This window comes from Micromonospora sp. HB375, assembly GCF_017872985.1.
Lineage (GTDB): Bacteria > Actinomycetota > Actinomycetes > Mycobacteriales > Micromonosporaceae > Micromonospora > Micromonospora chalcea.
This window is the reverse complement of sequence record NZ_JAGGJO010000001.1, coordinates 5,446,753-5,469,993: the sequence shown is the minus strand read 5'-3', so window position 1 is coordinate 5,469,993 and position 23,241 is coordinate 5,446,753. Positions and strand designations below refer to the sequence as shown.

The 23,241-nt window shown below is 70.7% G+C and carries 22 protein-coding genes and 2 tRNA genes; 14 read left to right on the top strand and 10 right to left on the bottom strand.

Annotated elements, in window-relative coordinates; translation table 11 throughout:
• The first annotated feature begins 15 nt into the window (after positions 1-15).
• On the top strand, positions 16-2,112 hold the full coding sequence (locus tag J3R08_RS24050) for a ThuA domain-containing protein (protein WP_209962872.1): 2,097 nt from the start codon (positions 16-18) through the stop codon (positions 2,110-2,112).
• 174 nt (positions 2,113-2,286) lie between these two features.
• On the top strand, positions 2,287-3,294 hold the full coding sequence (locus tag J3R08_RS24045; RefSeq protein ID WP_209962871.1) for a sugar phosphate isomerase/epimerase: 1,008 nt from the start codon (positions 2,287-2,289) through the stop codon (positions 3,292-3,294).
• Positions 3,295-3,409: 115 nt separating this feature from the next.
• Here the strand turns inward: J3R08_RS24045 and J3R08_RS24040 are convergent, their stop codons facing one another.
• Together J3R08_RS24040 and J3R08_RS24035 are read right to left on the bottom strand one after the other, a co-directional pair.
• The gene (locus J3R08_RS24040; protein WP_166456707.1) at positions 3,410-4,594 is read right to left on the bottom strand and encodes an ROK family transcriptional regulator; all 1,185 of its coding nucleotides are present in this window, start codon (positions 4,592-4,594) and stop codon (positions 3,410-3,412) included.
• A gap of 96 nt (positions 4,595-4,690) precedes the next feature.
• The gene (locus tag J3R08_RS24035; protein WP_030503967.1) at positions 4,691-5,086 is read right to left on the bottom strand and encodes a hypothetical protein; all 396 of its coding nucleotides are present in this window, start codon (positions 5,084-5,086) and stop codon (positions 4,691-4,693) included.
• A gap of 268 nt (positions 5,087-5,354) precedes the next feature.
• Here J3R08_RS24035 and J3R08_RS24030 point away from each other — a divergent pair.
• From J3R08_RS24030 to J3R08_RS24015, 4 genes are all read left to right on the top strand, one after another.
• Positions 5,355-5,427: transfer RNA gene (locus tag J3R08_RS24030), tRNA-Asn, on the top strand.
• 174 nt (positions 5,428-5,601) lie between these two features.
• Positions 5,602-7,737, top strand: a complete 2,136-nt coding sequence (locus J3R08_RS24025; protein ID WP_064448175.1) for an MMPL family transporter — start codon at positions 5,602-5,604, stop codon at positions 7,735-7,737.
• A complete protein-coding gene (locus tag J3R08_RS24020; protein WP_209962869.1) occupies positions 7,730-8,965 on the top strand; it encodes an FAD-dependent oxidoreductase in 1,236 nt (411 codons plus the stop codon). Before J3R08_RS24025 ends, J3R08_RS24020 begins: the two co-directional genes overlap by 8 nt.
• Positions 8,966-9,090: 125 nt before the next feature.
• Positions 9,091-9,167: transfer RNA gene (locus J3R08_RS24015), tRNA-Ile, on the top strand.
• A gap of 14 nt (positions 9,168-9,181) precedes the next feature.
• On the opposite strand, the gene J3R08_RS24010 is transcribed toward J3R08_RS24015, so the two are convergent.
• The 3 genes from J3R08_RS24010 to J3R08_RS24000 all read right to left on the bottom strand — a co-directional run bounded on the left by J3R08_RS24010 (position 9,182) and on the right by J3R08_RS24000 (position 11,965).
• Positions 9,182-10,168, bottom strand: a complete 987-nt coding sequence (locus J3R08_RS24010; RefSeq protein WP_209962867.1) for a site-specific integrase — start codon at positions 10,166-10,168, stop codon at positions 9,182-9,184.
• Positions 10,169-10,537: 369 nt separating this feature from the next.
• Positions 10,538-10,753: a hypothetical protein gene (locus tag J3R08_RS24005; protein ID WP_064448186.1), complete on the bottom strand. Its 216-nt coding sequence runs from the start codon at positions 10,751-10,753 to the stop codon at positions 10,538-10,540.
• Between the two features lie 672 nt (positions 10,754-11,425).
• Complete coding sequence (locus tag J3R08_RS24000) at positions 11,426-11,965, bottom strand: ATP-binding protein (protein WP_069088881.1); 540 nt, start codon at positions 11,963-11,965, stop codon at positions 11,426-11,428.
• A gap of 593 nt (positions 11,966-12,558) precedes the next feature.
• Between J3R08_RS24000 and J3R08_RS23995 the strand changes: the two genes are divergently transcribed.
• A complete protein-coding gene (locus tag J3R08_RS23995) occupies positions 12,559-12,900 on the top strand; it encodes a hypothetical protein (RefSeq protein WP_244206252.1) in 342 nt (113 codons plus the stop codon).
• Positions 12,901-13,126: 226 nt separating this feature from the next.
• On the opposite strand, the gene J3R08_RS23990 is transcribed toward J3R08_RS23995, so the two are convergent.
• Positions 13,127-13,834 (bottom strand): DUF899 family protein, encoded by a 708-nt coding sequence (locus J3R08_RS23990; protein ID WP_209962865.1) that lies wholly within the window; start codon positions 13,832-13,834, stop codon positions 13,127-13,129.
• 137 nt (positions 13,835-13,971) lie between these two features.
• On the opposite strand from J3R08_RS23990, the gene J3R08_RS23985 reads away from it, so the two are divergent.
• From J3R08_RS23985 to J3R08_RS23965, 5 genes are all read left to right on the top strand, one after another.
• A complete protein-coding gene (locus J3R08_RS23985; RefSeq protein WP_209962861.1) occupies positions 13,972-14,892 on the top strand; it encodes an RNA polymerase subunit sigma-70 in 921 nt (306 codons plus the stop codon).
• Positions 14,893-15,799: 907 nt separating this feature from the next.
• Positions 15,800-16,195 carry a hypothetical protein gene (locus J3R08_RS23980; protein ID WP_209962859.1) on the top strand — a complete coding sequence of 132 codons (396 nt, stop codon included), beginning with the start codon at positions 15,800-15,802 and terminating at the stop codon, positions 16,193-16,195.
• Between the two features lie 290 nt (positions 16,196-16,485).
• The gene (locus tag J3R08_RS23975; RefSeq protein WP_209962857.1) at positions 16,486-16,827 is read left to right on the top strand and encodes a CU044_2847 family protein; all 342 of its coding nucleotides are present in this window, start codon (positions 16,486-16,488) and stop codon (positions 16,825-16,827) included.
• Complete coding sequence (locus J3R08_RS23970) at positions 16,824-17,888, top strand: serine protease (protein ID WP_209962855.1); 1,065 nt, start codon at positions 16,824-16,826, stop codon at positions 17,886-17,888. The genes J3R08_RS23975 and J3R08_RS23970 overlap by 4 nt, the downstream gene beginning before the upstream one ends.
• The gene (locus tag J3R08_RS23965; protein WP_124778941.1) at positions 17,888-18,922 is read left to right on the top strand and encodes a hypothetical protein; all 1,035 of its coding nucleotides are present in this window, start codon (positions 17,888-17,890) and stop codon (positions 18,920-18,922) included. Before J3R08_RS23970 ends, J3R08_RS23965 begins: the two co-directional genes overlap by 1 nt.
• Before the next feature lie 51 nt (positions 18,923-18,973).
• Here the strand turns inward: J3R08_RS23965 and J3R08_RS23960 are convergent, their stop codons facing one another.
• On the bottom strand, positions 18,974-19,294 hold the full coding sequence (locus tag J3R08_RS23960) for an AAC(3) family N-acetyltransferase (protein ID WP_280841832.1): 321 nt from the start codon (positions 19,292-19,294) through the stop codon (positions 18,974-18,976).
• Between the two features lie 178 nt (positions 19,295-19,472).
• Positions 19,473-19,910, bottom strand: a complete 438-nt coding sequence (locus tag J3R08_RS23950) for a hypothetical protein (RefSeq protein WP_113972643.1) — start codon at positions 19,908-19,910, stop codon at positions 19,473-19,475.
• 100 nt (positions 19,911-20,010) lie between these two features.
• Between J3R08_RS23950 and J3R08_RS23945 the strand changes: the two genes are divergently transcribed.
• Positions 20,011-20,595: a GNAT family N-acetyltransferase gene (locus tag J3R08_RS23945; RefSeq protein WP_069088886.1), complete on the top strand. Its 585-nt coding sequence runs from the start codon at positions 20,011-20,013 to the stop codon at positions 20,593-20,595.
• A gap of 5 nt (positions 20,596-20,600) precedes the next feature.
• Here J3R08_RS23945 and J3R08_RS23940 read toward each other — a convergent pair whose 3' ends face one another.
• Both J3R08_RS23940 and J3R08_RS23935 read right to left on the bottom strand, forming a co-directional pair.
• Positions 20,601-21,788 carry an aromatic acid exporter family protein gene (locus J3R08_RS23940; RefSeq protein ID WP_209962853.1) on the bottom strand — a complete coding sequence of 396 codons (1,188 nt, stop codon included), beginning with the start codon at positions 21,786-21,788 and terminating at the stop codon, positions 20,601-20,603.
• Between the two features lie 50 nt (positions 21,789-21,838).
• The gene (locus J3R08_RS23935; RefSeq protein ID WP_187693407.1) at positions 21,839-22,306 is read right to left on the bottom strand and encodes an SRPBCC family protein; all 468 of its coding nucleotides are present in this window, start codon (positions 22,304-22,306) and stop codon (positions 21,839-21,841) included.
• 160 nt (positions 22,307-22,466) lie between these two features.
• On the opposite strand from J3R08_RS23935, the gene J3R08_RS23930 reads away from it, so the two are divergent.
• The gene (locus tag J3R08_RS23930; protein ID WP_209962851.1) at positions 22,467-23,237 is read left to right on the top strand and encodes a GNAT family N-acetyltransferase; all 771 of its coding nucleotides are present in this window, start codon (positions 22,467-22,469) and stop codon (positions 23,235-23,237) included.
• Positions 23,238-23,241: the final 4 nt, after the last annotated feature.

Genomic DNA, 23,241 nt, shown 5'->3' with positions numbered 1-23,241 from the left:
GAAGGAAGAACGCCGATGAGACTCCTCCGTATCGCGCTGGTCGCGGTGACCGCCGTGGCCGCCACCAGCGCCGGCACCCCGGCGAGCGCCGCCGACGCCCCCTACGACGTGCTCGTCTTCTCCAAGACCGCCGGCTTCCGCCACGACTCCATCGCGGTCGGCACGCAGGCCGTACGGGAGCTTGGCGCGGCGAACAACTTCACCGTCACCGCGACCGAGGACGCCGCCCAGTTCACCACCGCCAACCTGGCCCGTTTCGAGGCGGTGATCTTCCTCAACACCACCGGGGACGTCCTGAACGCCACCCAGCAGTCGGCGTTCGAGGCGTACATCGGCGCCGGGGGCGGGTACGTCGGCGTGCACTCAGCCGCCGACACCGAGTACGACTGGCCGTTCTACGGCAACCTCGTCGGCGCGTGGTTCGCGTCCCACCCGGCCATCCAGCCGGCCACCGTCAAGGTGGAGGACCGGGCGCACGCGGCCACCGCGCACCTGCCGCAGCAGTGGAACCGCACCGACGAGTGGTACGACTACCGCTCCAACGCCCGCTCCACCGCGCACGTGCTGGCCAGCCTCGACGAGTCCTCGTACTCGGGAGGCTCGATGGGCGGCGACCACCCGCACGCCTGGTGCAAGACGTACAGCGGTGGCCGGTCCTTCTACACCGGCGGCGGCCACACCCAGGCCTCCTACGCCGACGCGGCGTTCCGCAACCACCTGCTCGGCGGCATCCGCTACGCGGCCGGGCGCACGAAGGCCGACTGCCGGCCGGAAACCGGCTACACCGCGCTCTACAACGGCGGCACCACCGGCTGGTCGCAGGCCGGGCCGGGCAGCTTCACCAACACCGACGCCACGCTCACCTCGGTCGGCGGCATGGGCCTGTACTGGTACAGCGCGAAGCAGTTCACCAACTACTCGCTGAAGCTGGACTGGCGGCTGGCCGGTGACGACAACTCGGGCGTGTTCGTCGGCTTCCCGCCGTCGAGCGACCCGAACTCGGCGGTGGACAACGGCTACGAGGTCCAGATCGACCCCACCGACGCCGCCGACCGGACCACCGGCGCGATCTACGGCTTCAAGTCCGCCGACCTGGCGGCCCGGGACGCGGCGCTGAACCCGGCGGGGGAGTGGAACACCTACGAGATCCTGGTCGAAGGGGAACGGCTGCAGGTGTTCCTCAACGGCGTACGCATCAACGACTTCACAAACACCGATCCGGTGCGGTCGCTCGCCGGGCACGTCGGCATCCAGAACCACGGCACCGGCGACGACGTGTCGTTCCGCAACATCCGGATCAAGGAACTGGGCGGGACGCCGCCGCCGACCGGCAACACCACGGTCCAGGCCGAGGCGTTCGGTTCGGCCAGCGGCGTCAGCGCGTACCCCAAGGCCGGTGCCAACGGCGGCCAGACCCTGGGGTACGTGGATCCGGGCGACTGGGCCGCGTACCCGGGGCTGGACCTGACCGGTGTGACGTCGCTGCGCGCCCGGGTGGTCTCCGGCGGCCCCGGCGGCACGATCCAGGTGCGGACCGGTTCGCCGACCGGACCGCTGCTCGGCCAGGTGGCGGTGCCGAACACCGGCAGCTGGACCACGTTCGCCGACGTGTCCACCGCGCTCACCGGCGTGCCCTCCGGTACGCAGACCGTGCACCTGACGTTCGCCGGCAGCGGCACCGGCCTGTTCGACGTGGACGACTTCACGCTGGTCCGCGGCACCGCAAGCGGCGGCGCCGGCCCGATCAAGGGGCTGGCCGGCAAGTGCCTGGACGTGCGGAACGCCTCGTCGGCGGACGGCACCCAGATCCAGCTCTACACCTGCAACGGCTCGACGGCGCAGACGTGGACCGTGACGCCGAACGGGCCGGTGAAGGCGCTGGGCAAGTGCCTGGACGTCTCCGGCGGCGGCAACGCGAACGGCACGAAGATCCAGTTGTGGTCGTGCAACGGCACCGGCGCGCAGACCTGGTCGGCGCAGGCGGACGGGACGCTGCGCAACCCGTCGTCGGGCAAGTGCCTGGACGTGTCCGGCAACAACTCGGCCGACGGCACGGCGGTGCACCTGTGGACGTGCACGGGCGCGGCGAACCAGCGCTGGACCCTGCCCTGAGGTAGGCCATAGAGTGGAGGCGGCGACCGCGAGGTGGCCGGTGACCCGGCGGGAGGCGCAACCCGCCCGGGAGGCAGACGCTCCGGCGTCCACCGGTGCCCTCAGGCCGCCGCCTCCGGTCGTCCTCGCCCCGGTCCGCGACGGAATCCCCCATCATCACAGGGGAGAAGGACAATGGCGCGACCCATCACGCTCTTCACCGGCCAGTGGGCCGACCTTCCGTTCGACGAGGTCTGCCGGCTCGCCGCCGAGTGGGGCTACGACGGGCTGGAGATCGCCTGCTGGGGCGACCACTTCGAGGTGGACAAGGCGCTCGCCGACGCCTCGTACGTCGAGCGCAAGCGGGCCACCCTGGCCAAGCACAACCTTCAGGTGTTCGCCATCTCCAACCACCTGGTCGGGCAGGCCGTCTGCGACCACCCGATCGACGAGCGGCACCAGGACATCCTGCCGGCCCGGATCTGGGGCGACGGCGAGCCGGAAGGGGTGCGGCAGCGGGCCGCCGAGGAGATCAAGGACACCGCGCGGGCGGCGGCGAAACTCGGCGTACGCACCGTCGTCGGCTTCACCGGCTCGTCCATCTGGCACACGGTGGCCATGTTCCCGCCGGTGCCACCGGCCATGATCGAGCGCGGCTACCAGGACTTCGCCGACAGGTGGAACCCGATCCTGGACGTGTTCGACGAGGTGGGCGTGCGGTTCGCGCACGAGGTGCACCCCAGCGAGATCGCGTACGACTACTGGACCACCAAGCGGACGCTGGAGGCGATCGGGCACCGGGAGGCGTTCGGGCTCAACTGGGACCCGTCGCATTTCGTCTGGCAGGAGCTGGACCCGGTGAACTTCATCTTCGACTTCGCCGAACGGATCTACCACGTCGACTGCAAGGACGCGAAGGTCCGTACCGGGGACGGGCGGCGCGGCCGGCTCTCCTCCCACCTGCCCTGGGCCGACCTGCGGCGCGGCTGGGACTTCGTCTCCACCGGCCACGGTGACGTGCCGTGGGAGGACTGCTTCCGGGCGCTGAACGCGATCGGCTACGACGGCCCGATCTCGGTCGAGTGGGAGGACGCCGGCATGGACCGCCTGGTCGGCGCGCCGGAGGCGCTCCAGTTCGTCCGCCGCCTGGCCTTCGACGCCCCGAGCGCCGCCTTCGACGCCGCCTTCAGCAGCCGCGACTGACCCTCCTTTTGCGCTCGCGATCTTGCACTTGCGGCCCACGTGATGCCGCTTATGCCCGCTTCGGGAGGGCCGCAAGTGCAAGATTGACGGGGTGAGGTGAGGGCGGGGGCGGGGGTCAGCGGGCGGCGTAGGTCTGGGTGCTGACCAGGTGGGCCGCGCCGATCAGGGCGGCGGTGTCGCCGAGGTCGGACAGGACGATCGGCAGGCTGCCGGTGGCCAGCGGCGTGGAGCGCCGGTAGACCACGCCCCGGATCTCGGCGAGCAGGACCGGCCCGATCCCGGCCGGCGCGCCCCCGATGATGACGATGGCCGGGTTGACGAAGCTGACCAGCCCGACCAGCACCTGCCCGAGCCGGCGGGCGGCGTCGCGGACGATGGTCTGCGCCGCCGGGTCGCCCTCGGTGGCCGCCGCCGCCACGTCGGCCACCGCCAGCGTCCCGGCCGCGGCCAGCCGGTCCGCGAGCACCGTCGAGCGCCCGGCCCGCGCGGCCGTCACCGCCTCCCGCACCAGCGCGGCATCCCCGCAGTACGCCTCGACGCACCCGTTGTTGCCGCAGCCGCAGAGCGGTCCGTCCTCGCTGAGCTGGAGGTGGCCGATGTCGCCGGCCCCGCTGGCCGCGCCCCGGTAGAGCGAACCGGCGAGCACCAGCCCGCAGCCGACCGCGTCGCCCAGCTTGACGGCGAGGAAGTCGTCGAACGGGCGGCCGGTGCCGGCGTGCCGTTCACCGAGGGCCATCGCGTTGGCGTCGTTGTCGACCTGCACCGGGCAGCCCAGCTCGGCGGCGAGCGTGTCGCGTACCGGGAAGCGGTGCCAGCCGGGCAGGGCCGGCGGGGAGACCGGCGTGCCGTCGCGGACCTCGACCGGCGCGGGCAGCGCGACACCGACGCCGGTCAGCGACGTCAGCCCCGCCTCGACGCGCAGCTTGCCGAGCAGCTCGACCATGCGTCCGACCACCACGTCCGGGCCGAGCCGGACGTCCACCGGCTCGTCGTGCCGGGCCAGCGGGTTCAGCTCGCCGTCGGTGAGCGCGACCCGCAGCGTGCCGCCGCCGACGAGCACTGCGCCGAACCGGACCTGCGCGCCGATGCGCAGCAGCGACGACCGTCGCCCGCCCCGCGAGGCAGCCGGGCCGGCGCTCTCCACCAGGCCCAGCGCGGTCAACCGGTCCACCTCGGCGGCGAACCGGGCCCGCGGCAGGCCGAGGAGGTCGGTCAGCTCGACCCGGGACCGCGGGCCGTCGTCGCGCAGCAGGCGCAGCAGCCGCGCCTGATCCGCCGTTTCCGGTCCGACCATCGGCATGTGGTCACCTCCCCACGGAGAATGTGCCACATCGGCGCCCGAGCACACGGGAGCGGGCCGGTCACCCGGAGGTGACCGGCCCGCTGTCCGCTTGCGTCAGAGCGTGTTGCCGGTGGACGGCTTGGTGCTCGTGCCGGTCGTGGTCGAGCCGGACGCGCTGGTCGAACTGGTCGAGCCCGTGCCGTTGGCGCTGCGGCTGCCGACCGCGGCCGGCGTGCCCGCGAACGGCTTGTCGGCCTCGGTCATGCCCGGCTTGCCACCGTTGCCGGTGGCGAGCTTCTCACCCAGCTTGGTCTGCCCCAGCTTGTCCTTGCCCTCGGAGTAGAGCCGGGTCGCCTGGGCCTGCGCGACCCCGGCCGCCTCCTGGACGGTCGGGTGGTCGAGCACCTTGCGCCCCCGGACCACCAGCTCCTCGTACTTCTCCCGGCCGGCACGGGCGCCCAGGACGAATCCCGCAGCCAGCCCGCCAAGAAACATGATCTTTCCGCGCATGGCGGCTCCTTCCGTACCTGACGCTCTTGCCGATTTCCGCCGGCTCGGCGGAACGACCATCTTGCGCCTGCGTTCTCTGTCGACGGCTAACTACCCATCCTGCTCTCCGCTCATGCCTCCCTGTGCCGAGATGACGATTTGTCCGTAATCCTGGCGCGTCCGCCGGTCCGGTCCTCCTCCGGTAACCCCCTGGCGCACAACCCCCCGATGTCCTGTACTCTTGTCCCCGTCGCACGGAGCGGAGAGATCCGATCCGAGCGGTGCACGGTCCCCTGTAGCTCAATTGGCAGAGCAGCCGGCTGTTAACCGGCAGGTTATTGGTTCGAGTCCAATCGGGGGAGCTTCGCTCCACGTCACGCCCGTCGGCCCTGCCGGCGGGCGTTTCCCGTTCCGGCCTCTCGCGTGTCCCGGCTGCCCGGTTTCCGCCCGCGAGTCGTCAGTCGCCCGGCAGGATGGTCGGCGTCGACCTAGACTCCCGCTGCGTCGATTGTTGCGTCGATTCGAGGACGGTGGAGATGGCCGCAGGACGCAGCCGCTGGACCGCGACGCTGATCGCGGTAGCCGTGGTGCTCGGCTGGCTGATCATCGGCGGCGTCGCCGGGCCGTACTCGGGCAAGCTCGGCGAGGTCTCCACCAACGACAACGCCTCCTTCCTGCCGGCCGACGCCGAGGCCACCCGCGCGCAGGATCTGGCCGCCGGATTCGTCGACCGGGAGACCACGCCGGCGCTCGTGGTCTACGAACGCGCCGGCGGCCTCACCCCGGCCGACCAGCAACGGATCCAGGCCGACGCGGCCCGCTTCGCCGACGTACCGGGCGTGGTCGGCCCGCTGCCGCCACCGGTCGTCAGCCAGGACCGGCAGGCCGCCCAGGTGATCGTGCCGATCGACAGCGGCGAGGGCGAACAGATCCGCGCGGTGGTGGAACGCCTGCGCGACATCGCCGGCCCGGACCGCGACGGGCTCACCGTCGACGTCGCCGGACCCGCCGGGCTGCTCGGCGACCTGATCGAGGTGTTCGGCGCGATCGACGGCCCGCTGCTGCTCGTCACCCTCACCGTGGTCCTGGTCATCCTCCTCGTCGTCTACCGCAGCCCGGTGCTGTGGATCTTCCCGCTGCTGGCCGCCGGGATGTCGTACTCGCTGGCGGCCGTCTTCGTCTACCTGCTCGCCGACCACGACATCGTCAAGCTCAACGGGCAGGCGCAGGGCATCCTCACCGTGCTCGTGTTCGGCGCCGGCACCGACTACGCGCTGCTGCTCATCGCCCGCTACCGGGAGGAACTGCACCGGCACGAGCGGCCCTGGGACGCGATGAAGACCGCCTGGAAGGGCGCCGCGCCGGCCATCGTCGCCTCCGGCGCCACAGTCATCGTCAGCCTGCTCTGCCTGCTGCTGTCCAGTCTCAACTCCAACCGGGCGCTCGGCCCGGTCAGCGCCGTCGGCATCGCCGCCACGCTGCTGGTGATGCTCACGTTCCTGCCCGCGCTGCTGGTCCTCGGCGGCAGGTGGGCGTTCTGGCCCCGGCGGCCCCGGCACGACGAGGCCGACCCGCGCGCCGAGCACGGCATCTGGGCGCGGATCGCCGGCTTCGTGGCGCGCCGCTCCCGTACGGTCTGGGTCGTCACCGCAGTGGCGCTCGCCGTGCTCGCGATCGGGGTGACCCAGCTCGGCGCCACCACGCTCGGCCAGTCCCAGCTGTTCACCCAGCGCACCGACTCGGTGGCCGGGCAGGAGGTCATCGACAGGCACTTCCCGGCCGGCACCGGCAGCCCCGCCACCATCTTCACCACCCAGGACACCGCGCGGCAGGTCGCCCAGGTGGCGCAGGGCGTACCGGGAGTGGCCTCGGTGCTGCCGCTCGGCCAGCGCGGCGAGAACGCGCCGCCCGACCCGAACGCGCCCCCCAAGGTGGTCGACGGGCGGGTGCAGCTCAACGTCACGCTCGCCGACGCGCCGGACAGCAACGGCGCCGAGCGGACCATCCGCGACCTGCGCGAGGCGGTGCACCGGGTGCCCGGCGCGGACGCCGTGGTCGGCGGCTTCACCGCGATCAACGTGGACACCGCCGACGCCTCCGTCCGCGACCGCAACGTGATCATCCCGGTGGTGCTGCTGGTCATCGCGGTCATCCTGGCCGTGCTGCTGCGCGCCCTGGTCGCCCCGGTGCTGCTGATCGCCACGGTGGTGCTGTCGTTCCTGGCCACGCTCGGCCTCTGCGCGCTGCTGTTCAAGTACGTGTTCGACTTCCCCGGCGTCGACCAGTCGTTCCCGCTGTTCGCGTTCGTCTTCCTGGTCGCGCTCGGCATCGACTACAACATCTTCCTGATGAGCCGGGTCCGGGAGGAATCGGTACGCCGCGGCACCCGCGCCGGTGTGCTCGTCGGCCTGGCCGTCACCGGCGGCGTGATCACCTCCGCCGGTATCGTGCTCGCCGCCACGTTCTCCGCGCTCGCCGTACTGCCGCTCGTCGTGCTCGTCGAGCTGGGCGTGGCCGTCGCCGTCGGCGTCCTGCTCGACACCATAGTGGTCCGCTCGCTGCTGGTGCCCGCGCTCGCGTACGACATCGGGCCGAAGGTCTGGTGGCCGGGCCGGTTGTCGCGGTCGCACCGCGAGGGCGACCGGGCCGGCGCGGGGGTGGACCGTGCCTGACACCGACGTGGTGGTCGTCGGCGGCGGCCTGGCCGGTCTCGCCGCCGCCCGGCGGCTGCACCGGGCCGGCGTGCCCTGGCGGCTGCTGGAGGCGAGCGACCGGCTCGGCGGGCGGGTCGCCACCGACCGCGTCGACGGGTTCCTGCTGGACCGCGGCTTCCAGGTGCTGAACACCGCGTACCCACGGCTGGCCGGCCTGGTCGACGTCGGCGCCCTCGAGATGGGCTGGTTCACGCCCGGCGTGCTGGTGCGCCGCAGCGACCGGCTGGAACGACTCGTCAACCCGCTGCGCGAGCCCGCCGGCGCGCCCGCCACGCTCACCGCCGGCATCGGGACACTGACCGACCGGCTGCGCTTCGGCGCGCTCGCCGCCGGCTACGCGACGCTGCCGGTCGGGCGGCTGCTCAACACACCCGAGACCAGCGCCGAGAAGGCGCTGCGCCGGGCCGGGCTCTCCGACACGATCATCGAGGAACTGCTCCGGCCGTTCCTGTCCGGCGTGCTGCTCGACCGCGAGCTGGCCACCTCCAGCCACGTCCTCGCGGTCATCATGCGCTCCTTCGCCCGGGGCCGCATCGGCCTGCCCGCGGACGGCATGGCGGCGCTGCCCCGGGCGCTCGCCGCGCCGCTGCCCGCCGAGCTGATCGACCTGAACACCCCGGTCACCGAGGTCGCGCCCGGCCGCGTCCGCACCCCGTCCGGCGAGATCACCTGCCGCGCCGTCGTGGTCGCGGCCGACCCGCCGGCGGCGGCCACGCTGCTGCCCGGGCTGCCGAGGGTACGCATGCACGCCTACACCACCTACTACCACCGCACCGAGACGGCGCCACTGGACGAGCCGATCCTGCTGCTCGACGGCGACCGGCGGGAAACGATCGCCAACACGGTGGTGGTGAGCCGGGCCGCGCCCACGTACGCCCCCGACGGTCAGCACCTGGTCGCCACCTCGGTGGTCGGCCCGCAGACCCCACCCGAACCGGTGATCCGCCGCGAACTGGACCGCCTCTACGGCCGCTCCACCGCCGACTGGACCCACCTCACCACCGTCACCGTGCCGGACGCGCTGCCCGCCGCCCCGCCGCCGCAGGGCCGCCTGCGCAAGCCGGTCGCGCTCGGCGACGGCCTGTACGTGGCCGGGGACCACCGGGACAGCCCGTCCATCCAGGGCGCGCTCGCCAGCGGCTGGCGCACGGTCGGTGCCGTCATCGCCGATCTCCGGCGCGCGTAGAGCCGTTGGCCGGTGGGTTGCGCGTTGTTATCCTCGCGTAGCCCATCGTGCTGTCGCGGTAGTCTTTCCGCCCGGCCGGTGGTGGTCCGCGAAACGATCGGCGGGTTACGATCCGGCGCGGTGACGGGGCGGTAGCTCAGCCGGTTAGAGCAGGGGACTCATAATCCCTCGGTCGCGGGTTCGAACCCCGCCCGCCCCACCAGCCGTTTTCCCAGCTCAGCCATGCTGGGGACGACCCAGGCGAACCGCGTCCAGGTCCGGACCCAGGCTCACAGTCCGCACTGAGTCCGCAGCGGCACGACCCGCCGCCCGGTCGAGGCGATCCGCCACCTGGTCCAGGTCGTCCTCGAACAGGTCCGCGTACACGTCCAGCGTCATGGCCGCCGAGGCGTGCCCGAGCATCCGCTGCACCGCCTTGACGTTGGCGCCCTCAGCCACCGCGAGACTGGCCGCCGTATGCCGCAGCTCGTGCGGAGTCAGGCCCGCGAGCCCGACCGACACCGCAGCCCGATCGAAGACGCGGCGACGGAAGTTGTTGTTACGCAACACCTCGCCGGTCGGGGAGGTGAACACCAGCTCGTCACCGGAACGACCGGCGATCTGCGCGGCGATCGGCTCGACCAGGAACCGGGGGAGCGGCACCGACCGCCGCTGATGAGTCTTGGGCGTACCGAACACCGCCCGACCGTTGACCTCGGTCACCGACTCCGCCACCAGCAGCCGGCGCTTCACCAGGTCCACCCGCCGCACGCGCAGCGCGGCCAGCTCGCCCCACCGCAACCCGGTGTAGGCCAGCACCCGGATGATCAGCCCGTGAGACTCTGCCGCTGCCGCCAGCTCGCCCACCTGGCCGTGCGACAGGAACACCTTCTCAGCCCTGCCGATCCGTGGCAGCCGCACACCTGACGCGACGTTGCGAGTCAGCCGACCATCCCGAACGGCGAGGGCCAGCAGCAGCGAGAACACCCGGTGCGCTTGCCGAACGGTGGACGGCGCAAGACCGGCCTGCGTCATCCGGCGCACCCACTCACCAACGTCGGCGTGCGTGACTGCCGAAAGCGCGACGCGTTCCCACACCGGAAGCACCTGCCGGCGCAGAAGACTGCCGTACCGCTGGCGAGTCGACGGCTTGAGCTGCACCTGATTGGCGAACCACCGGGCAGCCCAGTCACCAACCGTGACCCGCGACAGAGCCGGATCCACCCACTCACCGCGGGCAAGTGCCGTCTTCATCAAGGCGGCCCGCAAGCGGGCCGCGCCGGCCGCGCTCGGCCTGCTGGCGGCGCAAGCGCCGGCATCGGCCGGCGCGCCGGCCGTTAAGAGCCTTTGCCTCCGGCGGGGGCCAGACGACTCCGAGATGGAGTTGCCGAACGGTTCAGGTTCGTGGGTGGTGGGATGCCATCCCGCCAGCCACCGACCCAGGCAGAGCCGAGCAGACCAGGGCCAGGGTGACAAGGTCGTTCGTCCGATAGGGCGCTCCACCTTGTCACCCTGGCCCTGGCCCGCTCCACGGTGTGTGGGTCGGCGGCAGACGGGATGGCAGATATGAGGTTGTCGGAGCGTGAGGTGCGCCTACAGGCCGGTGCCGCCGTCGGGCATCTTGTTCCTCTCCGACATGCCGGAGGCGAAGCGCTCTGCGTCGCGCCGATGCTGTTCGCTGGCGGCTCGGCGGGAAGCAGTCGAATCCACATCCGAAGAGAGCTGATTGCGCTGCCGCCGACTTAAGAGAGCGACGATTCCGCCAGCCAGCACCAAAAGCACCACGAGAGAAACCACCACCGTCGTCATACCATCGACGCTACGTCACGCGCGCCACTTTTTGCCATCACCGATGGCCGTACAGCCATCCGTACAGCCAAGCCGGCCGACCTGCCCGGTCGGAGGCCGACCAAAGGCGACATGACGAGCAGGTCAATGGCGGTCACCGATACTGGCCGACAGCGGGCTTGATCTTTGCAATGCAGGTCTGGCGAGCGCCGTTCTCGTGGCGGGGAGCAGTCCGCATCCAGTCCGCAAGAGGTCGACGGACGGTGGGGGAGTGGTGAGAGACGTCGAGAGGTGTTTCCGCTGGTAGGAGCCCACTCGGGCAGGTCACCGGGTCGCCCATCTTGATCTCATAATCCCTCGGTCGCGGGTTCGAACCCCGCCCGCCCCACCAAGCCGTTTCTCCAGCTCAGCCATGGTGCCGACGGCTCGGGTGCACTGCGTCGAGGTCATGGCCGCCTTCACATTGGCCCCTCCGCCACCGCGACACTGGCCGCCGTTGTGCCGCAGCTCGTGCGGCGTCCGGTTCGCAAGCTCGATCGACGCCGAAGCCCGGTCGAAGACCCGGCGACGGAAGTTGTTGTTACGCAACACCTCGCCCGTTGGGGATGTGAACACCAGCTCGTCACCGGGGCACATCAGTGGGCGTCGGGACGTGCGGTCTGCCGATGGGTGGTTGGTTCGGAATCCTTGGTGTCAGGGGACCGACGGAGGCCAGCGATGCCTGCGCCAGTCCTCCCACGTCGCGAATTCTGCCGGCGGGCAGTCGACGGGTTCACTGCCGTCGAGTTCCCCTTCGGTCGGGATGCTGATGAGGGCAGCCCACCTGTCGAGTTCCTCGTCGGACATGTGCCACGTCGTGTGCGGCTCTTCGGCTTGGCGTTGGTCGAGTCGTCTCCGTTGCTCGGCCGGTGGGAGTTCGAAGTAGCGCATCTCCACCGCCGCGCCGAGGTCGGCAGCTGCCTGCCGTAGCGCGGAGCGCTCATCTCGACCCCAGAGGCCGAAGTCGATGACGACGTTGATGCCGAGATTGAGGGCGCGCAGCCCAATCTCGATGAGCCGTCCTTCGATCACGTCCGAGGCCGACGGCGGGTTCGCGAGGCCGTACAGGGCCTTTACCCACTCGTCCTTCGTGAGGCGAAGAGCCTGCTCCTCGACTTCTATGCGCCGCGCTTCTGTGGTCTTCCCGGTGCCTGGCAGTCCTACCGTCAGGAACAGAGTCGGTCGTGTCGTCATCGTTTCCCCATCTGAACGGTCGCGCCATCATCGCTGACGCTCGCTCATGCCGCGACCAGCGCGTAGGTGTCGCCGATCAGTTGGCGGACGGGTGTCGCGCATCAGCCGACGGAAGACAAGAGTTCTACACCGCGAACTGCCGAATTGGCCTCTTTAGGATCAAGGCGGCCTGCTGGCGGCGCAAGCGCCGGCATCGGCCGGGCCGGCCGGCCACGCTGACGGGGCCTACCAAGGGCTTGAAGGGCTGTGAGGCGGGACGATCGGCGTAGGCGTCGCTCCCAGTTGAGGTTGGGGCGATCGGCTGCCGCGCAGCGGAACTGCTTGCCCCCGGCCTCTCGTAGGTCGCCGAATGCGGTTTGACGACGATGAGGGCCAGGGCGTGAACCGTCCCCGGGTGCCCGATCCTCTACGCCACCCGCCCGGCGTCAAGGGCGCTGCGCGTCGGTATGCCGATGGCCTACAGCCATCCTTGACCCCCACCGGGCACCGCAGTTCTTGGCACCTATCCGGGGGACGGGGGCAGACTGGCGGCTATCCGTCGAGGATCTGGACGGTCTGCGACGGCATCTTGATCCAGAGGGGCAGCCTTGGATGTGAACCGCGACGAATCAACGGTGACCGTCCCACTTGACCGGGCGATCGAGGTAGCTCGCTTCCTTGAGTGCCTCACCCGCTCGATTGACCGGATCGGTTCAAGGATGGCAGGCGGCCATGCAGACGCCGGGACCGTCGACCGCTTCATCGACGAGTGGCTGATCGGCCCTCAAGCGTCTCGGGCGCGAAGGGTCCTATGGGATGCCATCAGTCAGGTGATCGGTGAGGAGGCGGTGGAGGGAATCGCTGAAGCAGTGCCCAGATTCCCGGACGCCTCACCTGATGAGGTGGGACGGCTTCGACAGGAGCTGTCGGCGTGGCAGAAGGCGCTCGATGGGTAGCCGCCTCTTGCGGGACGAGAGGCTTGCGGGCAGTTCGCACCCAGTCCGCAAGAGGCCGACCGCCGCTGGGGGAGTGGTGAGAGATATCGAGAGGTGTTTCCGCTGGTGAGAGCCCATTCAGGCAGGTCGCTGGGTCGCCCATCTTGATCTCATGATTCCCTCGGTGGCGGGGTCGAACCCCGCCCGCCCCACCAGCCGTTTTCCCAGCTCAACTACGATCAGGACGTCATCGCGGTGCAACGCCGGGGCGCGACCATTGCGCGGTGGGGCGGCCGTCGAGACGCCACGGGTGCCCGGTGACCCGCGGCCAGCCTTCAGGCGAGTTCTCCCAGTTCTCCTGCCGGCCGTACACCGTGAGATCCAGAGCGTGGTAGGTGGTCATCAACGCCTCCACGCCCCGCCCGGTGGTCCAGTAGGTCTCGTAGACCTTGTCGCCGTCGCGCAGGTAGCACGCGATGAACCCGAAGTGACGACCGTCGGCCAGAGCCGGGTCGGAGTCCTTCGCCGAATACCAGGGGAACCGGTAGCCCATGAACTCCGCGAACGGGGCGCTTTCGTCGTAGGGACCCTCGCAGAAGACGGCGTAGGTGACGTCCCGAGCATGCAGGTAGTCCAGCGTCTGCATGTGACAGGTCGAGAAGGTGCACCCCTCACACTGATCCTCGTACGGATTGCCGTCGTGCCACATATGGAAGTAGGCGATGAGCATCCGGCGGCCCTCGAACACCTCCACCAGTGGGGTGTCCCCGCCCGGGCCCCGCACCGTCACCGTCGGCATCAAGGTCATCGGTAGCTGACGACGAGCGGCTGCGATCGCGTCTCCTTCGCGGGTGTGGGCCTTCTCCCGTACCAGCAGTTCGTCGCGCTTGCGCAGCCAGGTCTCCCGGTCGACGACCGGGGGCGCGGCGGCGCTGGACGCGGGGGTTGCCGTCATGACTGTCTCCTTTGTGGAGTGGGGATCGGTCACAGGTACAGACGACCGGGCCGGCGATTGTCATCGGTGACCGATGACGGATGGGGTCCACGGTCGTCAGTACGGTTGTGAGCACCACTCAGCCCCGGGGAAATCACATGTCCGACTCGCCTGACGAGCAGGCGGTCTGGCTGCAGCGCGCCTTCGACGAGCACCAGCGTGAGCTGCACGTCCACTGCTACCGCCTCGCCGGGAACGTCACCGACGCGGACGACCTGGTGCAGGAGACCTTCCTGCGTGCCTGGCGGGCTCGCGACCGCTTCGAGGGTCGGGCGTCGGCGCGGACCTGGTTGTACCGGATCGCCACGAACGTCTTCCTCGACAGCCGCAAGGCGGCCGGTCACCGGACGGTGCCGTACGGTGATCCGCTGGAGTGGTCCACCGAGCTCGGTCCCTATCCCGACGCCCTGCTTGCCGACGATGCGCAGGCCGGTCTCGCCGCTCGGGAGACCGTCGAGCTGGCCGTGATCGCAGCGCTCATGTACCTGCCGCCGCGGCAGCGGGCGGCCTTCGTGCTGCGCGACGTCCACGGCTGGACGCCGCAGGAGATCGCCGTCGCGCTCGACACCGCCGTAGCGGCCGTCAACAGCCTCCTCCAGCGGGCCCGCCACACCCTTCGGGGACGCGCTCCGTCGGACCCGAAGGACTGGCGCCGCCCGCAGCTCACCAGTGAGGACGAAGAGATCCTGCGCCGCTACGCCGACGCGAAGGACCCGGAGACGATACGGGAACTGCTCGCCGAGGACGTACGGATCACGATGCCGCCCGAGCCGCCGGTCGTCGGGATCGATGCGGCCGCGGAGTTCCTCGGCCGACCGCTCGACTGGCGTACGTTCCCCACCTCGGCCAACGGGCGCCCGGCACTGATCAACTATCTCCGCCGGCCCGGCAGCCGGCACTACGAGGCGTTGGTCGTCGACGTACTCCGGATCGAGAACGGGAAGATCGTAGAAAGCAACGCCTTCATCGGTGCCCGTCACGTCGCCGCCTTCGGCATGCCCACCACGCTCGAGGCCTAGACACGTAAGCCTCAAGCTCAGGATTCCTACGAACTCGGCGGCGTGGTTCCGTCGCAGGGGACACCGACACCTAGTTGTACGTGCGCCGTCTGCCCCCGCGACGTGATGGTGAGCGGTAGGCAGGCCGGCCGCGCAACCCAGGTGCCGCCGACGAAGGCCAGCCACTGAGGTCGGTCATCGACAGGTGCGCAGGCGCGCACGTGGGCGCTCACGGCCGGCACCACTGACGAGCCCCATCCGAGACGCGCCTTGTCCTCCCAGCCGGATGCCACCCGAAGATCGACCACTGCGCCGCCGCGTACGACCAGGCCCCATTTGGCGAACAGCCGGGCTGCCGGGTCCGGTTGCCCCGATTCCGCTACTTGAAGCACCGGCCGGGCAGGTACCGCGACGTCCTCTCCCACGAGCCGATAACCCGCCGGCGGTTCCGTGATCGTATCGACCGATTTGGTGCACGACTCCTGCCCGGCGCCCACGTCAGCTGACGGGGTCGCGCTGGGGTCGGTGCCCAGAGACGCAGTTGGCGTGGGTGGTCTGGCCCCACCCTGGCCGGTACCGCTTGAGGACGTACAGGCTGCCGGCGCCGCCATCAGGAAGATGCTGAGCGGCCACCACACCATGCGGCTGGTCCTTCTCACGCGCGTCACCTCCTGAACGGCGAGGCCATCACCGGTAAGGGCGCGACTCGTGAAGCGTCACCGTACCCGAGGGCGGGCGCGTTCGATGCCGCCCATCTGAGCCTGCGGCAGCCCGACCAGCTAGACGCGGGCCAGTTCCGCGATGTGCGGACCCACCGCGGAGATGAGCTGAGGCGAGGAATGGTTGGCGGCATCACCGCCTACGCTGCCGGGATGAAGGCGGAAGCGGCACCGGCCATGCCGACGGCGGACATCGACAGGAGACGGGCGTGAGCAGGCGAAAGGTCTTGCTTGTGGCCGTCGGCCTACTGATCGCGCTGCTGCCGTGTGCCCTGGCCTGGAGGTCACTGTGGCCGGTCCGCATCGACGCTCTGTGCGGCGTTTTCCAGTCCCGGCAGGGTGGGGTCGTCAAGATCGAGCCAGACCGTTCCTTCACGGTCTCTGCGGCCGTGTTCGGTCCGAACGACACGGTTTCCGGGAGCGGCCAGCTGCGCCCGGGTGACCTGGCAGCGGACGGCCATCTAGTCCTGACGTTGAAGGATGCCAAGGTAAGCCTTGAGCTGGATACGCGGCGCAGTTGGCGAGGGAATGTGAGCCTGTGGCACTGGGCCGACGACCCGGACGCCGGGGAACGCGAGACCTTCGTCCAGAAGTCTGCCTGCTAGTCCGCGTCCAGTCCGCAGGGGTCCACCAGGAGTAGTGATCGATGCGAGATGCCGTAAGGCATCGGCCCAGTCCTCAGTAGGGCGCGATATTCGACCAGAAGTCGTGTTGCTGACAATCGAACCGGCCGAATGCCTGATCCTGGCATCAGTGCGCGAACGCCAGGATCGATTTCAAGCCGGTTGAACGATCCTCGCAAGTTGCGGGTGTGCTGCCGGTCGATCCTCGACGCATTGTCGCGTCGTCTGCATTGTCCCGCTGACCTCTTTTTCCTTCCGTCCGAAGGAGTGCTGTGCCAGTTACCAGGCAATTCGCGGTGCATGGAGCGGATCCGGTTCTCATCGAGGTCGATGGTCAGGACCTTGATATTCGTGGCGAGAGCGTCGGCATCGGGCCGGTGGGCCGCAGCGGTCGTGCCGAACCGAGATCCTTCGAGGAGTCCCTTCGGAGCGTACGCGTGGCGGCTCTGGAGGCCATGCGTGTGTTCCGCGAGGACCTGGGGCCGAGCGAGGTCAAGCTCACCTTCGCGGTGAAGATGACGGCTGAGATGAACGCCGTCATCGCGAAGACCGCGTACGAAGGAAACCTCGGTGTCGAACTGGTCTGGCGACGGGAAGACTCCGCACCGAAATGATCACCTCCTCTGAACCCTGGCGGCTGCGGATCCGAGCCACGACGAATGATGGTGCTCCGTCGGAGGTGCTGGGAACCGCATTCGTCGTGGCGCCGGGCGTGGCCCTCACGTGCGCTCACGTGGTCGAGGGCCGGGGCCGGTGCTGGGCGGAGGCGCCGGGGGGCTGGGGCTCGGGCCAGGTCTGTTCCACCCGCTACGCGGTGCCGGGCTGGAGTCCGGGCCGGTACGACGGGACCGACGTGGCAGTCGTCGACGTGCCGGAGAGCTGGCCTGCGGCGCCGCTCGGGCCCAGTGCGCCGCCGCGGCCGGAGACGCCGCTCGACGCGCTCGGCTTTCCGGAACAGTATTCGGCGGCGGACGACCGCGGTCAGCGGACCCGGGTCCAGGTCATCGGGCCTGATGAGACCGGGAAGCTCATCCAGGTGAACGGTCTGCCCGGATTCGACGGCCAGATCCAGCGCGGATACAGCGGCGGCCCCGTTGTCGACGTCACGTCGGGCCGCGTCGTCGGCATGGTTTCGACCGCCGACATGGACAAGAGGCTGCGGATCTCGTGGATCATCCCGCTCGCCACGCTGGCTGAGGCCTGGCCGCCGTTGGCGGACCTGCTCCCGGAGCAGATCCGCGTCGACCCGGAATTCGTCGAGGCGGTCGCTGCTCTCAACAATGGGGCGTACGCGCGGGCCCTGGAGCGCTTCAACACGCTCGTGAACATGTATCCACGCGAAGTCGATGTCTACTACTACCGGGTGCTGGCCGCTCTCGGCGGCCGACGCCCCGGCGGGTACCGGTACGAGGTGATCCGGGCGATGGAGAATCTGCTGCAGATCGGCATTCAGATCGAGCCCGGCCGTACGAGCAACCATTTGCGAGCCCTCTGGGCGCTGATCATCGAGGACTACTACGAAATCCGTGGCATTCCGACCGACCGCTCCAGGCTGCGCGGCCTTCAGGCGGCGCTGTCGGGCGTCGGCAGTGATCGCGCCCGCGAGATCATCAACCACGTTCCTGCTGTCGAGTGCCCGACCTGGCAGGGGCTCAGCCGAAACCAGGGGATCTGATGCATCCTGAACAACGCGCAGAGCGAGCCGGCAAGTATTTCGCGCCCGAACCGTCCACGCCGGTAGCCCAGTACGTCAAGCTGGCATTCGGTGGCGGACTCCTGCTGATGGCCCTGGTGATGTTCGCCGTCGGTGACGCGGCGATCTGTCTCGGATTCCTCTGTGGGGTCGGCGGCGCGGTGCTCGTCGTCCTGGGGCTCATCGGGCTCTTGAACTATGCGGAGGCGCGCCGGCGCGCCTATCCCCGGGCGACCGATCAGGAGATGGACGCCTGGCTGTACGGGGCCGAGGAAGCCATCGCGCAGATGGGCTACCGGCGGCTGAACATCCACCCCACCGAGCTTTCCCAGGGCAGGCAGCCCTATCTCGTCTTCTACGGAATCCCCGAGCTGTTCTCGGTTCTCCCGTTCCACTGGAACAGGGGACGGGACGGCAAACTCCGCTACTCCGCGTACAAGATCATGATCGTCTACATGTCGAACTGGCGCCTGCCGGTGTACGAGTGCGTGCTCGACATCGCCACCGGGTTCACGATCCGCGACTCCACGAAGGAGTACGCGCTCGGCAACGTGGACGGGATGGAGACGTCCGCGGACCGGGTGAGCGTCTTCAACGAGCAGTGGAAACCCGGCTCCGACGGCAACAGCGGCGGGGTCTTCTCGGGAGCCATCGGCAACGGGCCGAACATGGGTGCACAGTTCGGGCACTACACGCAGCGCCAGATCATCAAACTGCTTGTCTCCGGCCGGGTGGCTGTCGACCTCTGGCTGGGGATCGCGCCCAACGAGGCGATGGGTATCCAGGGTGTCACGGAGCCGTCCTCCGTGGACAGGATGATCTCCCAACTCCGCGAGCACTTGCGGGAGCACAGCGGCGCCGCGTATCCCGACGCGCCCGCGGCGTTGAGTGGACCCGCTGTACCGTCGGGTGCGGACCCGACCGCTCTGTTGATGCCGCCGCCGTCCGAAGGCCACACGACCGAGCCGCTCCGCCAGCGTCCTCCTGGCGAGGAGAACGAACAACGCCCCGCGTGAGTCGAGCGCCTCGTCCGTCGTGCGAGTCCGGGCGGCGGACGGGGACGGCGATCAGCCCGTGCGGTTGGTAGCCATCCACCCGGTCGCGAAGTCGACCAGCGCGCGTTGGCGCATCAGCCTGGCCGTCGCGCTGCCGACCCGGCCGGTCGTCGCGCCGCCGGTGGCCTCGAAGTCGGCGCCCAGCCGGTCGAAGTCGTCCTCGTCGGTGACGACGTCGGTCCACGTGGTCCACCGGCTCGTTCCGTCCGGCAGCCGTACCGCCGAACCCGTCACCGCCCGCGGCGGCGACGCCTGCCGCCATTCCGCCAGGTGCAGCGAGGTGTTGGAGCTGTGTTCGCAGCCGAGCAGCAGCACCGGTGCGGCCTGGTCCACGCGGCGCAGTGTAGGCGGGGCCCTGAGCAGGATTCTCGCCGATTCCGGGATAGCGGCGGCGTCCCCGCGCGTCTGTCACTGGTGAACGAGGAGACGAGGGTGGTGCGGTGGACGAGGACGACCGGGCGGTGCTGGCCGAGTTCGTGGCGAGCCGTGCGCCGGCGCTGATTCGGGTCGCCTACCTGCTCACCGGCGGGGGATGCCGGTTCACGTAGTCGCGGGCGCGGGGGAGCGGGTCACCGAAGTACTGGTGCGGCATGCGGTGATGCTGGGCCCGGCAGAACGTGGCGAGGTCGCCCGTGATCCCGATCCGGTCCAGTGGACGCCGTTCGAACTCCCGGTTGGCGGCGAGCAGGTCCGCCTCCCGGTTCCATCCGGCGTGGTCGAACGCCCAGTCCGCCCAGGTCGCGTACACGTGGAAGACCTGGCGCTCGCCCGCGAACCGCAACCCCGCGAGACCGATCGGCCGGTCCGGGTAGGTGTCCCGGCACACCCAGGCCAGGATGTGGCAGGCCCCGGCCGCGAAGAACGCCTGGTCGGCGCGCTCCCAGGCGAGTCGTTGGTCGGCCCGTTCCCGCGGCGTGCGCCGGAAGACGCCCGCTGCCGTCACTGCCACCAGCGCACCCTAGCCGAGCGGCCACGTGACGCGTGGACCCTCGCACGTGCCGATCTGAACCCGATTGACATGTGGGGTGGTCGGCGGGGGAGAGTCGGGCATGCGCTTTCAGGTGTCCACACCGCCCGCCGTTCCCGCCGGTACGTTGGCCGCCGGCCCGCAACCGACGTTGCCCGCCGAGGGCGGCCTGGTCCTGCGCCCCTGGGCGGACGGGGACGCGCCGACCGTCCTGGCCGCGTACCAGGATCCGGAGATCCGCCGCTGGCACACCCGCCGGCCCGCGTCGCCGGAGCAGGTCCTCCAGTGGTTCGCCCACTCCCGTCGTGCCTGGCAGGAGGAGACGGGCGCGAGCTGGGCGGTGACCCGGGGCGACGAGGTGGTGGGCCGCATGACGTTGGGCGGCGTCAACCTCGACGACGGCGAGGCCGCGTGCGCGTACTGGGTGGTTCCGGCCGCCCGCGGCACCGGCGTGGCCTCCGGCGCGCTGCGGGCGCTGAGCGCGTGGGCGCTCGCGGACGGCCGGCTGCACCGGCTCTGGCTGGACCACTCCACCGGCAACGTCGCGTCGTGCCGGGTGGCGGTCAAGGCCGGGTTCCGGCTGGAGGGCACCAAGCGCAGCGCGGCCGTGCACGACGACGGACGGCACGACATGCACCTGCACGCCCGCGTCCGCGGGGACGACTGACCGGGTCACGACTGCGCGGCGGCCACCTCCCGGATGCGCCGCAGCGCCTCCGCCCGGTCCATCCCGGTCGCCTGGAGGATGTCGCTCGCGGCGGTCCGGACCTGCCCCACGATCACCGTGCCGGACAGCCCGGTCCCGGCCAGCTCCGCGCGCGTCGCCGCCGCCACCGCGCTCAGCGCGTGCCGGCGGGCGTCCTCCGGACCCTGGTCCGCGAGAACCTCCTCCTGTACGGCGTGCACCGCCGCGCCGAGCGCCTCCACGGCGTCCGGCAGGCTCTCCGGGATCGGCTCCCCGTCCTCGATCAGCACCACGGCCCGCCGCGCCAGCACCCGGGTGTTCCAGACCGCCTGGTCCACGTCCGGCGCGCCGAGCTGGTAATGCTGAACGGATTGCCGCCTCGGCCACCGGGCCGGGGCGAGGTCGACGGTTTCCTTCGCGCCGCCGAAGACGTCCCAGAACCGGCCCAGGTCCGTGCCGATCGCCTGCGACCGGCTCAGCGCCCGGTCGGCCAGTTCGTGGTCGCGTCGCCGCAGCGCGGTGGCGGTCGCCGCGAGCTGGTCGGCGAGCTGCCGCAACGTCGGCGCGGCCACCCGCCGCATGACCCGCAGCGGGTTGATCGGCACCAGCAGCAGCGTCACCACCAGGCCCACGCCGCCGCCGATCAGCGCGTCCACGAAGCGGGGGAACTCCAGCGTGTGCCGGGAGGAGGAGAGCGCGCCGAGCAGCACCGCCGTACCGCTGGCGTTGCCCACGATCCCGCCCCGCGTACTCAATGCCAGCGCGACCAGGACGGACGCCGCGACGATCACGCCGGTCTGCCACACCCCGGCGCCGACGGCACCGATCAGCAGGTCCGACACGATGATGCCGAGCGTCACCCCGGCGAGCAGCTCGACGGTGTTGGAGAGGCGGCGTCCGAACGACGAGGTGATCACCGCGACCGCGGCCGCCGGGGCGAAGATCGGGCTCGGCATGCCGGTGACCCAGCGCGCGACGGCCCAGGCCAGCGCCGCCGCCAGACCGGCCTGCACGGCGAGTACGGACTTGACCCGCAGCTGCTGCATCCGGTCCCGCCCGGCGGCCCGGCCGCGCTCGTTCACGCGCTCCCACGCCTCGTCGAACCGTTCCGCGTCCAGGCCGGCGCGCCGCGACGACCCCCGCCGGCCGTCGCGCCCCTCCCGCTGCCCGGTCACCGCGGGCGGCTACCCGCAAAAACCGCCGCCAATCCCGGCGTCCGCCGAGGTCAGCCGCCCGATTCGAGGTACGCGGCCAGGTGCGCCAGCGACGACGCGATGCCCTCCTGGTGCGCCGCCTGGTCGATGCCCGGCGGTACGCCGGTGGCCGTGACCGTCACCTCGGTGCCGTCGCCGGCCGCTGCGAGGTGCCAGGTCATGGTCATGGTGCCCGCGTACGCGGGGTCGTCGGCCTGGAACACGGCGGTCTGCACGACCCGGCGCGCTGGTACGAGTTCGGCGAACCCGACGTCGACCACGTCGGTGGCGTCCGACGTCTTGCCCGGGCTGCCCGCCGGATCGAGATAGGTGAGCACCATCCGGAACCCGCCACCGGGCCGAGGATCCCACCGCTCGATCCGCCCGCGCATCCCGTCCGGCGGCAACCAAGCCTCCAGGGCCGCCCGGTCCACGAGCGCCCCGTACACCGCTGCCGGCGCGGCCCCGATCGTCCTGCTACCCCGATCGACCCTGCTCACCCCCCAACCCTAGGCGCCTCCCACCGCTCGCCGGTCCCGCCCGACGCCGATCTTGGAGTTGTGGCGGTTGACAAATGTCACCGAGTAGGGCGATTCAGGCACCACAACTCCAAGATCGGCGGGGAAGCGGGGGCGGGGCGCGCCGGGTACGCTGCCGCGAATGCCGGTACTACCGCACCCCGACGCCCCTGACGACTCGCTGCTGTTCGATGCCGACGACGTGCCGCTGGCCCGGATGCGGCTGCGGGACGACGACGGCACGCGGGTCGCGGCCGACGTCCGGGCGCTACCCGGGGCGCCGTTCACCCGGCTCGTCGCGCAGGTGCGGCGTGACCTCGCCGGGCATCGGCTGGAGACGCCGGACGAGGCGCTGGCGGCGGCGCTGGTGGCCGACGGGCTGAAGCTGAGCCGGGCCGCCACTGACATGCGGCACGACCTGACCGACGTGCCCGAGCCGGTGGCGCTGCCGGACGGCTGGTCGCTCGGCGCCCCCGGCTGGGACGACGACCTCGCCGCAGGGCTGGACGCGGCGTACGGCCCGGACCACCCGGACGGCCGCTGGCAGCCCAGCGACACCGAACAGGTGCGGGCGATGTTCGACACCGGTGAGCCGGTGCCGCCCCTGGTGCCCGCCTCGGCCCGGCTGATCGACCCGGACGGCCGCAGCGCCGGGCACGTGCTGTGCGCCGGGCCGGTGCCGTGGACCGACGACGACTGCGTCTGGATCCTCAACCTCGGTGTCGCGCCCCGGGCACAGCGGCGCGGGTTTGGGCGGGCGCTGCTCGTCCACGCGCTGCGCGGCGCGCGGGAGGCAGGACTGCCGTCCGTCGGCCTGTCGGTGGTCGACGGCAACCCGGCCCGCAGGATGTACGACGCGGCCGGCTTCCGCATCCTCACCCGGGTGCTCACCGTCCGGATCCCCGACGCGTAGCCCG